The 13378-nt window shown below is 66.8% G+C and carries 12 protein-coding genes and 1 tRNA gene; 8 read left to right on the top strand and 5 right to left on the bottom strand.

The window, feature by feature from the left end; genetic code table 11:
• Positions 1 to 72: 72 nt before the first annotated feature.
• Positions 73 to 1491: a porin gene (locus tag FHW85_RS13295; protein WP_167255859.1), complete on the top strand. Its 1419-nt coding sequence runs from the start codon at positions 73 to 75 to the stop codon at positions 1489 to 1491.
• A gap of 117 nt (positions 1492 to 1608) precedes the next feature.
• Here FHW85_RS13295 and FHW85_RS13290 read toward each other — a convergent pair whose 3' ends face one another.
• Entirely contained in the window at positions 1609 to 2985 is a 1377-nt protein-coding gene (locus tag FHW85_RS13290; RefSeq protein WP_168648541.1) for a porin, read from the bottom strand.
• Positions 2986 to 3182: 197 nt separating this feature from the next.
• Between FHW85_RS13290 and rnt the strand changes: the two genes are divergently transcribed.
• The 6 genes from rnt to phoU all read left to right on the top strand — a co-directional run bounded on the left by rnt (position 3183) and on the right by phoU (position 8837).
• Positions 3183 to 3851: a ribonuclease T gene (rnt, locus tag FHW85_RS13285; protein WP_167255863.1), complete on the top strand. Its 669-nt coding sequence runs from the start codon at positions 3183 to 3185 to the stop codon at positions 3849 to 3851.
• Between the two features lie 232 nt (positions 3852 to 4083).
• Positions 4084 to 5118: a phosphate ABC transporter substrate-binding protein PstS gene (pstS, locus tag FHW85_RS13280; protein WP_343203702.1), complete on the top strand. Its 1035-nt coding sequence runs from the start codon at positions 4084 to 4086 to the stop codon at positions 5116 to 5118.
• A 173-nt stretch (positions 5119 to 5291) separates the two neighbouring features.
• Entirely contained in the window at positions 5292 to 6311 is a 1020-nt protein-coding gene (pstC, locus tag FHW85_RS13275; RefSeq protein WP_167255865.1) for a phosphate ABC transporter permease subunit PstC, read from the top strand.
• Positions 6311 to 7183, top strand: a complete 873-nt coding sequence (gene pstA / locus FHW85_RS13270; protein WP_167255867.1) for a phosphate ABC transporter permease PstA — start codon at positions 6311 to 6313, stop codon at positions 7181 to 7183. Before pstC ends, pstA begins: the two co-directional genes overlap by 1 nt.
• Positions 7176 to 7982, top strand: a complete 807-nt coding sequence (gene pstB, locus FHW85_RS13265; protein ID WP_035322032.1) for a phosphate ABC transporter ATP-binding protein PstB — start codon at positions 7176 to 7178, stop codon at positions 7980 to 7982. Before pstA ends, pstB begins: the two co-directional genes overlap by 8 nt.
• 123 nt (positions 7983 to 8105) lie before the next feature.
• The gene (gene phoU, locus FHW85_RS13260) at positions 8106 to 8837 is read left to right on the top strand and encodes a phosphate signaling complex protein PhoU (protein ID WP_167255869.1); all 732 of its coding nucleotides are present in this window, start codon (positions 8106 to 8108) and stop codon (positions 8835 to 8837) included.
• A gap of 122 nt (positions 8838 to 8959) precedes the next feature.
• Here the strand turns inward: phoU and sugE are convergent, their stop codons facing one another.
• From sugE to rnr, 4 genes are all read right to left on the bottom strand, one after another.
• Positions 8960 to 9283, bottom strand: coding sequence for a quaternary ammonium compound efflux SMR transporter SugE (gene sugE / locus FHW85_RS13255; RefSeq protein ID WP_167255871.1), 324 nt, complete (start codon positions 9281 to 9283; stop codon positions 8960 to 8962).
• A 172-nt stretch (positions 9284 to 9455) separates the two neighbouring features.
• Positions 9456 to 9737, bottom strand: coding sequence for a hypothetical protein (locus tag FHW85_RS13250; protein WP_167255873.1), 282 nt, complete (start codon positions 9735 to 9737; stop codon positions 9456 to 9458).
• Positions 9734 to 10480, bottom strand: coding sequence for a 23S rRNA (guanosine(2251)-2'-O)-methyltransferase RlmB (rlmB, locus tag FHW85_RS13245; RefSeq protein ID WP_168648540.1), 747 nt, complete (start codon positions 10478 to 10480; stop codon positions 9734 to 9736). Before rlmB ends, FHW85_RS13250 begins: the two co-directional genes overlap by 4 nt.
• Positions 10477 to 13029: a ribonuclease R gene (gene rnr, locus FHW85_RS13240; protein ID WP_168648539.1), complete on the bottom strand. Its 2553-nt coding sequence runs from the start codon at positions 13027 to 13029 to the stop codon at positions 10477 to 10479. Before rnr ends, rlmB begins: the two co-directional genes overlap by 4 nt.
• Before the next feature lie 138 nt (positions 13030 to 13167).
• On the opposite strand from rnr, the gene FHW85_RS13235 reads away from it, so the two are divergent.
• Positions 13168 to 13252, top strand: a tRNA-Leu gene (locus FHW85_RS13235).
• The last annotated feature ends 126 nt before the right edge of the window (positions 13253 to 13378 follow it).

The raw sequence follows: 13378 nt of genomic DNA, 5'->3' as shown, positions 1-13378 counted from the left end.
CCAGGGACGGGAATCCATACGGCGCCGCGCGCATTCGCCACGCGGCCTACGCCGCCCGATTCCTGGACGACCATGAAGAGAAAAAAACTCGCCTCGATGCTCTGGACCGTGGGCGCCGCCGCGCTCTCGGAAACGGCAGCCGCCGCCACGCTGGACCTGTACGTCGACCGCAAGACCCAGCAGATCTTCGCCGAACCCGGCCCGGGCCGCGTCAAGCTGGGTACCTTCATGCAGGTGGATGAAAGCAGCACCGCGGCGCCGGCAGCACCGGCAAGCACGCAGGCGGCCACGCCCTCCTCCGCCATCGCCGCCGCGCCGGCGGCGGAAGCGAAGCCCGCCAAGCCCGCCGAGAAGAAGTGGTACGACCGCATCGCGCTGCGCGGCTACACGCAGCTGCGCTACAACCAGGGCCTGGGCGGCGATGCGGCGGACCTGCGTTCGCCCGGCGACCGCTTTATCGGCGACAACCAGGGCTTCGGCATCCGCCGCGCGCGCGTGGTGATCAGCGGCGATCTCAACGATCGCGTGTCGATCTACCTGCAGCCGGATTTCGCCAGCACGCCCACCGGCTCCACCACCAGCAACTTCGCCCAGCTGCGCGATGCGTATGCGGACATCTACTTCGACAAGGACCGCGAATTCCGCGCGCGCGCCGGCCAGTCGAAAGTGCCTTACGGCTGGGAAAACCTGCAGTCCAGCCAGAACCGCATCACGCCGGACCGCGCCGATGCGCTGAACTCCGGCGTGCGCGACGAGCGCGATCTGGGCGTGTTCTTCTACTACACGCCGAAGCACGTGCAGGAACGCTACCAGTACCTGGTGAAGTCCGGCCTCAAGGGCTCGGGCGACTACGGCGTGCTGGGCCTGGGTTTCTACAACGGCCAGGGCGCCAACCGCGCCGAGCAGAACAACAGCCTGCACACCGTGCTGCACGTCAGCTATCCGTTCAAGTTCGCCAGCGGACAGTTCTTCGAAGTGGGGGCCGACGCGTACAGCGGCCGCTTCAAGATCGCCACGCCGGCAGCCATCACCGTCAACGGCCGCAGCTTCACGCCGAAGGACACCGCGCCGGTGAACGGCTCGATCGACCAGCGCGTGGCCGTGCATGCCATCTACTACCCGCAGCCGTTCGGCCTGCAGGCGGAATGGACGGTGGGCCGCGGCCCGGAACTGGATCTCGCGCGGCGCCAGATCCGCACCAGGTCGCTGCGCGGCGGCTATGTGCAGGCGATGTACAAGGTCGACGGCGGCAGCATCGGCACACTGTTCCCCTACCTGAAGTGGCAGACCTATCGCGGCGCCTCGAAATTCGACACCAACACGCCGCGCATGCTGGTCGATGAGACCGAGATCGGCGTGGAGTGGCAGCCGAACAACGCGGTGGAGCTGGCGGTGGCCTACGCCAATATGCGCCGCACCAACGTCAGCGCCGCGCCGTACCGCCGGATCGACGGCGATCTGCTCAGGGTGCAGCTGCAAGTGAACTACTGAATCCGGGCCGCTTCGCCACAAACCGGAAACTTTCTGGCTGCCGCAAAAAGCAAACGGCGGGCTTGAGGCCCGCCGTTTTCCGTCCTTGGGTCGAACTCCCTTCCGATAACCGGTGAATCAATAGGACAGCACGCCCCAGAAGCCGATTTCGTCCGTCTTGTACTCGAACGCGCGGATCGGTCCTTCCAGCTTGTCGTGCTTCCACGCGAACGCCAGGCGCAGGTTCTTCAGCGCGTCGTACGAGACGCCGGCGTTGTAGTAGGTGTCCTTCAGCTTGCTCTGCGGGCCGGACACGCCCCACCACTTGTAGTCCACGCGGTCGTAGCGGGCGAACAGGGCCCACTGCGGCGCGAAGGAGTAGTCGCCGAACAGCGAGTAACCCTCGGACTTGTCGCGCACCACGGCCGGAGCCGGCACCACGCCGTTGTACTTCAGGACGTCGTCCCAGTTCTTGGCGGTGAAGTATTCGGCGCCGACGCCGAAGGTCTTGTCGCGGTAAGCAACGAGCGCGTCGCCGCGGGTCGCGTTCTGCGTGGCCGCGCCGTTCTGCACCTTGTTGCCGCGCTTGCCGTCGTAGCCGCCGATGGCGATGACCATTTCCTGGATCGGCTGGTAGCCGAAGCGGCCTTCCACGTCCACGCTGTCGGAGCGCGACGGGTTGCGGAAACCGCGGCCGTTGACCACCGACAGCTGGTAGTTGACGGCGTTGTCGCCGGTGGTCGCGCCCAGGGCATGGATACCCCAGTCGGACGAGTTGCCGAACGAGCCCACGCCGGTCGGGGCCACGCCCACGGTGCCGCGGCCGCCGTCGATGCTGCGGTCGATCAGGGTGTTCTCGATGAAGCGGTAGCCGTACCACTTCTCGGCGAACGGAATCCACGGCATGTCGGCCGCACCGAAGCGCACCGTGAAGAGCGGGTCGAACGTGCCCTGCACGTAGGCCTTCTTCACGAACAGGCTGGTCTGGCTCAGCGTGGACTGGTAGTTGAAGTCGGTGGTCAGGTTGGCCGACCAGGTGTCGTCGAACTTGTGGTCGACGGTCAGGTAGAAGCGCTTGACGTCGAAGCCGGTGCCGTTGACCGAGCCATGGCCGTCCTTGCTGACGAAGCCGCCGGTCTTGCCCTTTTCCTTGTGGTCGGCATTGGTCAGGTCGAAGAACATGGTGCCGCCGATCTTCGTGTTGTTCACGAACTTGTCGATCGTGGACATCTTCTTGTCGGACGCGGCCTGCGCCTTCTGCACGGCCTCGAGGTTCTGGCCGGTGGACACGTTGATGTCCGACTGGGCGTCAGTACGCTCTTCCAGCGCGATGACCTTGGCCTGCAGCTCGGCGAGCTGGGCCTTCAGCGCTTCGATCTCGGCGTTCTGGGACGCCTGCGAACCCTGGCTGGAGGTCTGGGCGGCCTTGCCCTTCGCCGCCGGCTCCGCGGCCACGTGGAAACTGACTACGCCCAAACCGGCAGCAATCGCCACCGCGAGCAACTTAGAACGCATGGATGTTCTCCGGATGTTGGTAGACATTGCCTGGACCGCCCCCTCTCGATCGGCACGGCCAACCAGGTAATGGCCGGCAGCATGCGGTCGGCGTTTTACGATTCCGTGCTACTTGCGTGACAAAACGAAGACACCGGTACGGCCGACTGCAACAAACCGCCCCCCGCCCGCCCCGGGCCGGCTGATATGCTTGTTCGATGGATAAACCGGAAAACCTCAGCAACAGCATGTCCAGCCGGCTGGCCGACCGCTTCCGCGGCTTCCTGCCGGTGATCGTCGACGTGGAGACCGGCGGCTTCGACGCCGAGCGCGACGCCCTGCTGGAAATCGCCGCCGTCACCCTGGACATGGACGCCGAGGGCTACCTGCGCCCCCGCCCGGCGGTGTCGGCCCACGTGGAGCCGTTTCCCGGCGCCAACATCGACCCGCGCGCGCTGGAGATCACCGGCATCGACCCGGACAACCCGCTGCGCGGCGCGCTCAACGAGCGGGCGGCGCTGGACCACATCTTCAAGGAAGTGCGCGAACGCATGCGCGACGCGGACTGCCAGCGCGCCATCCTGGTCGGCCACAACGCCGCCTTCGACCTGGGCTTCCTCAATGCGGCCGTGCGCCGCACGGGCCACAAGCGCAATCCGTTCCACCCTTTCAGCTGCTTCGACACCGCCACGCTCGGCGGCCTGGCCTATGGGCAAACGGTGCTGAGCAAGGCCGTGCAGGCCTCCGGCCACTTCTTCGATACGCGCGAAGCGCACTCGGCCATCTACGACGCCGACCGCACCGCCGACCTGTTCTGCGCCATCGTCAACCGCTGGCGCAGGCTGGAAACCTTCGAACGCGAACACATCGGCCTGGATGTGCTCTGAGGCGCCTTCGGCGCCGGGAACGGGGAACGGGGGAACGGGGAACGGAATAGCGCCCGGACACCTTAACTATAGGCGCGGCCTGCAATTCCCCGATCCCCGCTCCCCGTTCCCCGCTCCAATATGACAAGTTGTCATATCGCTGAAACATTCAGCTCATTTCATTGCAACACGGCGCGCATGAAATAGCGGTCGGGCGGGAATCCCCCGTGACCCTTATCACTAAGGAGCAACCGTGTTGACCTCTAGCAAATCTTTCTCCCGTATCGGCACGTCCGCTGTGTTCGCCGCGGCGTCGCTGTTCGGCATGTCGGCCCGCGCCACGGACATCACCGGCGCGGGTTCGAGCTTCGTCTACCCGGTGCTCTCGAAGTGGTCCGCTGGCTACTCCGAAAAGACCGGCAACAAGCTCAACTACCAGTCGGTCGGTTCGGGCGCCGGCGTGGCGCAGATCAAGGAAGGCACCATCGATTTCGGCGCCACCGACGCCCCGCTGAAGGCCGAGGACCTCGCCAGCTTCAAGCTCGGCCAGTTCCCGGTGGTGGTGGGCGGCATCGTGCCGGTGGTGAACATCCCGGGCATCAAGGCCGACCAGGTCAAGCTCGACGGCGAGACCCTGGCCGACATCTTCCTGGGCAAGATCACCAACTGGAACGACCCCAAGATCGCCGCGCTGAACGCCGGCCTGGCTCTGCCGGCCAAGAAGATCACCGTGGTGCACCGCTCCGACGGTTCGGGCACCTCGTTCAACTTCACCAACTACCTGTCCAAGGTCAGCAAGGAGTGGGCGGACAAGGTGAAGTTCGGCACGGCCGTCGAGTGGCCGACCGGCGTGGGCGGCAAGGGCAATGAAGGCGTGTCGCAGTACGTCAAGCAGATCCCGGGTTCGATCGGCTACGTCGAATACGCCTACGCGAAGAAGAACACCATCGCCTGGGTCGACCTGAAGAACTCCTCCGGCCAGTTCATCGTGCCCAGCGCCGACAGCTTCGCCGCTGCCGCCGCCACCGCCGACTGGGCCAGCGCCAAGGACTTCAACGTGATCATGACCAACGCCCCGGGTGCGCAGGCGTGGCCGATCACTGCCACCACCTGGGTGGTGATGTACAAGAGCCCGAAGAACGCCGAGCACACCAAGGTGGCCTTCGAGTTCTTCAAGTGGGCGCTGAACAACGGCCAGTCCGACGCCGCCTCGCTCGACTACGTGGCCCTGCCGGCCACCCTGGTGCAGAAGATCGAAGCCTACTGGGCCTCCGAGTTCAAGCACTGATGAAAACCGCGGCGGGTTGTAAAGCAACCCGCCGCCACCGGCACGGAAGCCGAGCGCAGGACCGGGCCGCCCCATCGCAGGATGGGGCGGCCTGCTGCTGAACAGCGCCGACGCGGCGCCCAATCCATCGACCGGGCGGCCCAGCCGGCCGGCGTTGCCAGGAAAGCGAAACCATGCAAGCGAACGAGGCCGCGTCAGCGCCCTTTTCCACCCAGGAAGTCCGCGCTCGCCGCGATGCACGGGACGACCGCCTGTTCGGCTGGCTGCTCAAGGGCTGCGCCCTGCTCGTCCTGGCCAGCCTGCTCGGCGCCGCCGGCGCCACCTTGTGGGGCGGACGCGATGCCTTCGCGCACTTCGGCCTGGGCTTCCTCACCAGCAGCGAGTGGAATCCCAGCGACGACGTCTACGGCGCCCTGGTGCCGGTGTTCGGCACGCTGATCACCTCGTTCATCGCCCTGCTCGTGGCCGTGCCGATCAGCTTCGGCATCGCGCTGTACCTGTCGGAAGTGGCGCCTCCATGGCTGCGCACCCCGGTGTCCTCGGCCATCGAACTGCTGGCCGGCATTCCTTCGATCATCTACGGCATGTGGGGCCTGTTCGTGTTCGCGCCCTTCTTCGCCGACCACGTCAAGCCCTGGCTCACCAATTACCTGGGCAACCAGCCGGACGACGGCAAGGTGTCGTGGGTGGCCGCGCATGTTCCCTTCATCGGCCGCATGTTCGGCAACGACAACCCGTTCGGCGGCAGCGTGCTCACCGCGGGCATCGTGCTGGCGATCATGATCATCCCGTTCATCTCCTCGGTGATGCGCGAAGTGTTCCAGACCGTGCCCACGCGCCTGAAGGAGTCGGCCTATGCGCTCGGCTCCAGCACCTGGGAAGTGGTGTGGGACATCGTGCTGCCGTACACCCGCTCGGCGGTGATCGGCGGCATCTTCCTAGGTCTCGGCCGCGCGCTGGGCGAGACCATGGCGGTGACCTTCATCATCGGCAACAAGATGAAGCTGTCGCCCTCCCTGCTCGATCCGGGCGCGTCGATCGCCTCCACCATCGCCAACCAGTTCGGTGAGGCCGCCGGCCTGCAGAAGTCCGCGCTGATGGCGCTGGCCTTCCTGCTGTTCGTGGTGACCTTCATCGTGCTGATGATCGCCCGCCTGATGCTGCGCCGACTCGCCCACAAGGAGGGCCGCTGATGTTGTCCTCCTCGCTCTATCTGCGCCGCCGCGTGAAGAACGTCATCGCGCTGGGCCTCAGTTCCGTCGCCACCCTGATCGGCCTGGTGTTCCTGGCCTGGATCCTGTGGGAGACGCTGCGCCAGGGCATCGGTGCGATCAACTGGAACCTCTTCAGCAAGATCTCGGTGTACCGCGAGAACGGCGGCCTGGCCAACGCCATGGTCGGCAGCCTGATCCTGGATCTGCTGGGCATCGCCATCGCCACGCCGATCGGCGTGCTGGCCGGCACCTGGCTGGCCGAATACGCCAACCGCACGCGGCTGGGCGAATCGATCCGCTTCCTCAACGACATCCTGCTGTCGGCGCCGTCGATCGTGCTGGGCCTGTTCGTCTACACCATCGTGGTGCTGCCGACCACCGCCCTCACCCACGGCGATACCACGTTCTCCGGCCTGGCCGGCGGCATCGCGCTGGCGCTGATCGCCCTGCCGGTGATCGTGCGCACCACCGACGAAATGCTGCGCCTGGTGCCGTCCACCCTGCGCGAGGCGGCGCTGTCGCTGGGCATCCCGCAGTGGAAGCTGACCATGCAGATCCTGATGCGCGGCGCGCGCTCGGGCATCATCACCGGCGTGCTGCTGGCGCTGGCGCGCATCAGCGGCGAGACCGCGCCGCTGCTGTTCACCGCGTTCGGCAACAACTTCCTGACCTTCAACCCGATGGACAAGATGCCGAGCCTTCCCCAGGCGATCTACGAGTACACCAAGGACCCGGATCCGGCGATCAACGCGATCGCCTGGGCCGGCGCCTTCGTCATCACCATGTTCGTGCTCGCGCTGAGCCTGCTTTCCCGCCTGATCCTCTCCCGCAACAAGGTGTCCCATGACTGAGTCCGCCGCCGCCGGCATTCATCCGCAGCCCGCCGCCGCGCTGGCGCCGACCAAGCTGCGCGTGCGTGACCTGAATTTCTACTACAACGGGTTCCATGCGCTGAAAGGCATCAACATGGACATCCCGGAGAAGAAGGTCACCGCCATCATCGGCCCCTCCGGCTGCGGCAAGTCCACCCTGCTGCGCATCTTCAACCGCATCTATGCGATCTACCCGAAGCTCGAAGCCAAGGGCGAGATCATGCTCGACGAGGAGAACATCCTCGACACGCGCTATTCGATGAACAAGCTGCGCAGCAAGGTCGGCATGGTGTTCCAGAAGCCGGTGCCGTTCCCGATGACCATCTTCGAGAACGTGGCCTACGGCATCCGCCACCACGAGCGCCTGTCGCGCGCCGACATGGAGATCCGCGTGGAGCAGGCGCTGCGCAGCGCCGCGCTGTGGGACGAGGTGAAGGACAAGCTCAAGCAGAACGCGCTCGGCCTCTCCGGCGGCCAGCAGCAGCGCCTGTGCATCGCCCGCGGCATCGCCCTGAAGCCCGAAGTGCTGCTGCTGGACGAGCCCACCTCGGCGCTGGACCCGATCGCCACCGGCCGCATCGAACAGCTGGTGGAAGAGCTCAAGAGCGAGTACACCATCGTCATCGTCACCCATAACATGCAGCAGGCGGCCCGCTGTTCGGACCTCACCGCGTTCATGTACCTGGGCGAGCTGATCGAGTTCGACCGCACGGAACAGATCTTTACCAAGCCCGGCAAGAAACAGACTGAGGATTACATCACCGGACGTTTCGGTTGATGTAAGCCGGGAACAGGAAACGGGAACCGGGGAACATGCAAGTGAGCCGCAAGCTTCACTCCCGCATCAACCCATAGGTTCCTCATTCCCTGTTCCCCGTTCCCCTATAACAGGACCCGCCCCATGACCGGCACCTCGAAAGAACACATCATCAAGAGCTACGACGACGAACTCGCCCGCCTCACCGGCGAGATCGTGCGCATGGGCGAACTGGCCGTGACGCAGCTGGAATCGGCCATCGACGTGGTCGAGCGCCGCGACGAGCGCGCCGCCCAGCGCGTAGTCGCCAACGACGACGCTATCGACCAGCTCGAACAGGAAATCAGCCACGACGTGGTGCGCCTGCTGGCGCTGCGCGCGCCGATCGCCGGCGACCTGCGCAACGTGTTCGCCGCGCTGCGCATCGCCGCCGACATCGAGCGCATCGGCGACTACGCCGCCAACGTGGCCAAGCGCTCCATCCCGCTGTCGATGGTGGCGCCCATCGCTCCCACCAACGGCCTGGGCTACCTGGCCGAGCTGGCCGCCGGCGAAGTGCGCGAAGTGCTGGTGGCCTACCGCGACCGCGACGCCGAACGCGCCTACCAGGTGTGGAAGGACGACGCCCTGCTGGACGAGGCCTACACCGGCTACTTCCGCCAGCTGCTCACCTACATGATGGAAGACCCGCGCAACATCACGCCGTGCACGCACCTGCTGTTCATGGCCAAGAACATCGAGCGCATCGGCGACCACGCCACCAATATCGCCGAGAACATCTGGTTCCAGGTGCACGGCGAGCCGCTGACCACGCAGCGCAGCAAGCGCGACTTCACCTCCAGCCCCGAGATCACCAAGCTGGGCGATCGCGAGTAAGGCGGGCCGCTTTTTCGTTGCGTAGGTTGGGGTGAGCCATAGGCGAACCCCAACAATGCGATGCACCCGGCCACGTTGGGGTTCGCCTGCGGCTCACCCCAACCTACGCCGGATGACGTCGCTCAGTGTGCGCCGCCGGTGAGCTTCAGGCCGATGATCCCGACAAAGATCAACGCCACGCACAACAACCGCGCCGGCGTCGCCGGATCGCCGAACAGCACGATGCCGAGGATCACCGCGCCGACCGCGCCGATGCCGGTCCACACCGCGTAGGCCGTACCGATCGGCAAGGTCTTCACCGCCAGCGCGAGCAGGACGATGCTGACAGTCATCGCCGCCAACGTGCCCACGGTGGGCCACGGGCGGGTGAAGCCTTCGGTGTATTTCAGGCCGATTGCCCAGCCGATCTCGAACAGGCCGGCGAGCACAAGATAGATCCAGGGCATGATGGACTCCTTGGGAGCCGATCGACGCATGCCTTGCGCATGCGGACCGCATCCGACGCTGCGGGGCCGTCCCCGCGGGTGAGGATACGAGCGGGGCCGTCCCCGCAAGCCGGCGGAAGGCCGGAGCCCGCGCATTCTACCAAGCCGCGCGCTCCGCCTCCTGACCCGCCATTCAGCTGATGCGCCGCTCCACGTCCTTTAGCTCGCGCCGCACGCGCGCACTGTTGGCGATGCCATAGATGCCGATCACCATCCAGGCCAGCTGCATCACGAAGGCCGATGCATTGAAGCTGCCGAACAGCAGGGACAGCATCACGCCCAGCGCGCCCAGCACATTCATCAGCTGGTACACCAGCCCGTTGCCGTGCAGCTTGCGCGCCTGCAGCAGCAGGAAGGCCAGCAGCACCAGCACCACGCCGAGATAGCCGGCCCAGTCGTGCCACAGGATATTCATCGTTTCGCACTCCTTTGGCGCAGCGCCTCGAACAGCACCACGCCGGTGGCGACGGAGACGTTGAGGCTTTCCATCGAGCCTGGCATCGGGATGCGCGCCAGGAAGTCGCAGGTCTCGCGCGTGAGGCGGCGCATGCCCTCGCCTTCGCTGCCGAGCACCAGGGCCACCGGGCCCTTCAGGTCGATGTCGTAGATCGAGGTTTCGGTGTCGCCGGCCAGGCCGGTGATCCACACGCCGGCGTCCTTCAGCGTGCGCAGCGCGCGCGCCAGGTTGGTGGCGGCCACCAGCGGCACGCGGTCGGCGCCGCCGGCCGAGGCGCGGCGCACCACCGGCGTGAGGCCGACCGCGCGGTCCTTCGGCACCACCACCGCGGTGACCTTGGCCGCCGCCGCGCTGCGCAGGCAGGCGCCGAGGTTGTGCGGGTCGGTGACGCCGTCCAGCACCAGCACCAGCGCATCCGGCCCGGCCTGCTCCAGCAGCTCGGGCAGGTCGCCCTCGTTCGCCATCGGCGGCGCCTCGTAGCGCGCGACGACGCCCTGGTGGCGCGCCTCGCCCGCCACTTTGTCCAGCTGCTCGCGCGGACGGTGGTGCACCGGAATGCGCAGCGCCTTGGCGCGCTCGGCCAGTTCATGCACGCGCGCATTGCGCTGGCCGTTCTCGACCAGCACTTCGCGCACGCGTTCGGCGTCGTTGCTCAACGCGCCTTCGACCGGGTTGATCCCGACGATCCAACTCTCGCTCATCGCTTGCCTTTAGGTTTCGCGGACGGACGCCCGCTCTTGCGCGGTGCGCCGGCCTTGCTCTTGCCGGCCTTGGCGCCGCCCGCGGTTTTCGCCTTGGCGCCGCCCTTGGAGAAACGCGAAGGCGGCGCCGCATCGCGCGCATTATCGCGCGACGGCGCCGTCTTGCGCTCGCCGCCCGCGGGAGGCTTCGGCAGCTTGGGCAGCGAATAGCGCTCGCCGGCCTGCGCGTAGTCGTAGGCGCGCGCGGCGCGCGGCGGCACGAAGGGCTCGCTCTTGCCGACCAGGCGAAAGTCGATCTTGCGGTCCTCCAGGCTGGCGCGCAGCACCTGCACGCGCACGTGGTCGCCCAGGCGGAACTGCGCGCCGCTGCGTTCGCCCTTCAGCAGGTGGCGGATCGGGTCGAAGTGGTAGTAGTCGTTGGACAGCTGGCTGATATGCACCAGGCCGGACACCTTCGACTCCTTCAGCTCCACGAACAGGCCGAACGAGGTGACGCCGGTAACGGTGCCGTCGAACTCGCTGCCCACGTGCTTGGACATCCACGCGCACTTGTAGCGCTCGTCCACGTCGCGCTCGGCTTCCTCGGCGCGGCGCTCGCGCTGCGAGCAATGCAAGGCCATCGCCGCCATCTGCGCGGGGCTGTACACGTAGTCGGCCGGCTTGCCGCCTTCCACCGCATAGCGGATCGCGCGGTGCACCAGCAGGTCCGGATAGCGGCGGATCGGCGAGGTGAAATGCGCGTAGGCCTCCAGCGCCAGGCCGAAGTGGCCGCGGTTGTCCGGCTGGTAGGCGGCCAGGCTCTGCGCGCGCAGCAGCACCGACTGCACCAGTTCGCGCTCGGGGCGGTCCTTGACCATGCGCAGCACGTCGGCGAAATCGCCGGGCGTCACTTCGTCCAGCGGCGGCAGGCGCAGCTTGAACTCGCGCAGGAACTGCTGCACGTCCTCGTACTTCTCTTCCGGCGGCTGCTCGTGGGCGCGGAACAGCGCGGGGATTTTCTTCTTCTCCAGGAACATGGCCGCCTGCACGTTGGCGGCGATCATGCATTCCTCGATCAGCTTGTGCGCGTCGTTGCGCTCGGTGGCGCCCATCGCCACCACGTCGCCGGTGTTGTCCAGGCGGAACTTGACCTCCGGCGTCTCGAAGTCGATCGCGCCGCGGCGCTTGCGCTGCGCGGCCAGCAGCTTGTACAGGCCGTGCAGGTTCTCCAGCTGCGGCAGCACGTCGGCCAGCTCGTGGCGCGCGTCCGCATCGTTCAGGCCGATCGCCTGCCACACGCGGTCGTAGGTGCAGCGCGCATGCGAGTACATCACGGCGCTGTAGAACTTCGAGCGGATCACTTCGCCCTCGTCGTCCACCGTCATGTCGCACACCATGCACAGGCGCTCGACCTTCGGGTTGAGCGAGCAGATGCCGTTGGACAGCGTCTCCGGCAGCATCGGCACCACGAAGCCGGGGAAATAGGTGGACGTGCTGCGCTCGTAGGCCTCGCGGTCCAGCGCGCTGCCCACCGGCACGTAATGCGAGACGTCGGCGATCGCCACCACCAGGCGGTAGCCGCCGCCGCGCTTGGGTTCGGCGTAGACGGCGTCGTCGAAGTCGCGCGCGTCGGCGCCGTCGATGGTCACCAGCGGCAGCGAGCGCAGATCCACCCTGCCCTCGCGCTCGGCGGCGGTCACCTGCGGCTCGACCTGGGCGGCCTCGCGCGTCACTTCCGGCGGCCATTCGCGCGGCAGGTCGTAGCTGGCGATCGCCATCTCCACCAGCAGCGAAGGTTCCAGCCGCTCGCCCAGCACGGCCAGGATGTTGCCCATCGGGCCGCGGTGCGGCGTCGGCGGGTCGGTGATTTCCACCACCACGATCTGGCCGTTGCGCGCGCCCTGGTTCTGGCCGGGCTTGATCATGATGTCCTGGTGCACGCGGCGGTCGTCCGGCGCCACCATGGTCACGCCGTTCTCCATCACCACGCGGCCGACCAGCCGCGGCGAGCGGCGCTGCAGCACTTCGACGATGGCGCCCTGCTTGCGGCCGCGCCGGTCCAGGCCGACCACGCTGGCCAGCACGCGGTCGCCGTGCAGCACCTGGCGCATCTGCTGCGGCGACAGATAGAGGTCTTCGGTGCCGTCGTCCGGGCGCAGGAAACCGTAGCCCTCGGCATTGGCCAGCACCTGGCCGGCGATCAGGTCGAGCTTGTTGCTGGGCGCATAGCCGCCGCGGCGGCCGAGCAGCAGCTGGCCGTCGCGCACCATCGCGCCCAGGCGCTTGCGCAGCGCGTGCAGGTCGTATTCGTCGTGCAGCTGCAGTGCTTCGGCGATGCGCGCCTCGCTCAGCAGCTCGCCGCGCTCGGTGAGCAGGGCGAGGATCGCCTCGCGGCTGGGTATCGGGCGCTCGTAGCGCTGGGCCTCGCGCTCGGCGTGCGGGTCGGAAGCGCCGCGCGCTGCGTCGGCGCGCTTGCGCGGCGCGGGCGCCGCCTTGCCGGGCTGCGCCGGGCGGTTGGCGGTCTTCGGTTTGCCGGGGCTAGCCGGCTGGTCCTGTTTTTTTCGGGTCACTTATCAGCCTTGATGAAAGGCGCTGCGTCGGTCCGACGAAGCGCGATGAAGAATCGGTAAAAGAATAGTTGACAACCCACAGCTCCATCCCTAATCTACGCGGCTCACGCAGCTCGCTTAGCGCGGCGCGGGACACCTGCCCAGGTGGCGGAATTGGTAGACGCACTAGTTTCAGGTACTAGCGGGTAAAACCGTGGAGGTTCGAGTCCTCTCCTGGGCACCAATTGTAAACGAAGCCCGCCGAAAGGCGGGCTTCGTCGTTTCGGGGCTCCCGGATGGCATCGTTATCTATCAACGAGCCCGCCAGGATCGCATCCTCAAGGGATGGCCCAACGCAGTCTTGTCACAG

The organism is Dyella sp. SG609, assembly GCF_012275375.1.
In the GTDB taxonomy this organism is placed as follows: domain Bacteria; phylum Pseudomonadota; class Gammaproteobacteria; order Xanthomonadales; family Rhodanobacteraceae; genus Dyella_D; species Dyella_D marensis.
This window is presented reverse-complemented; position numbering and strand designations above follow the sequence as displayed.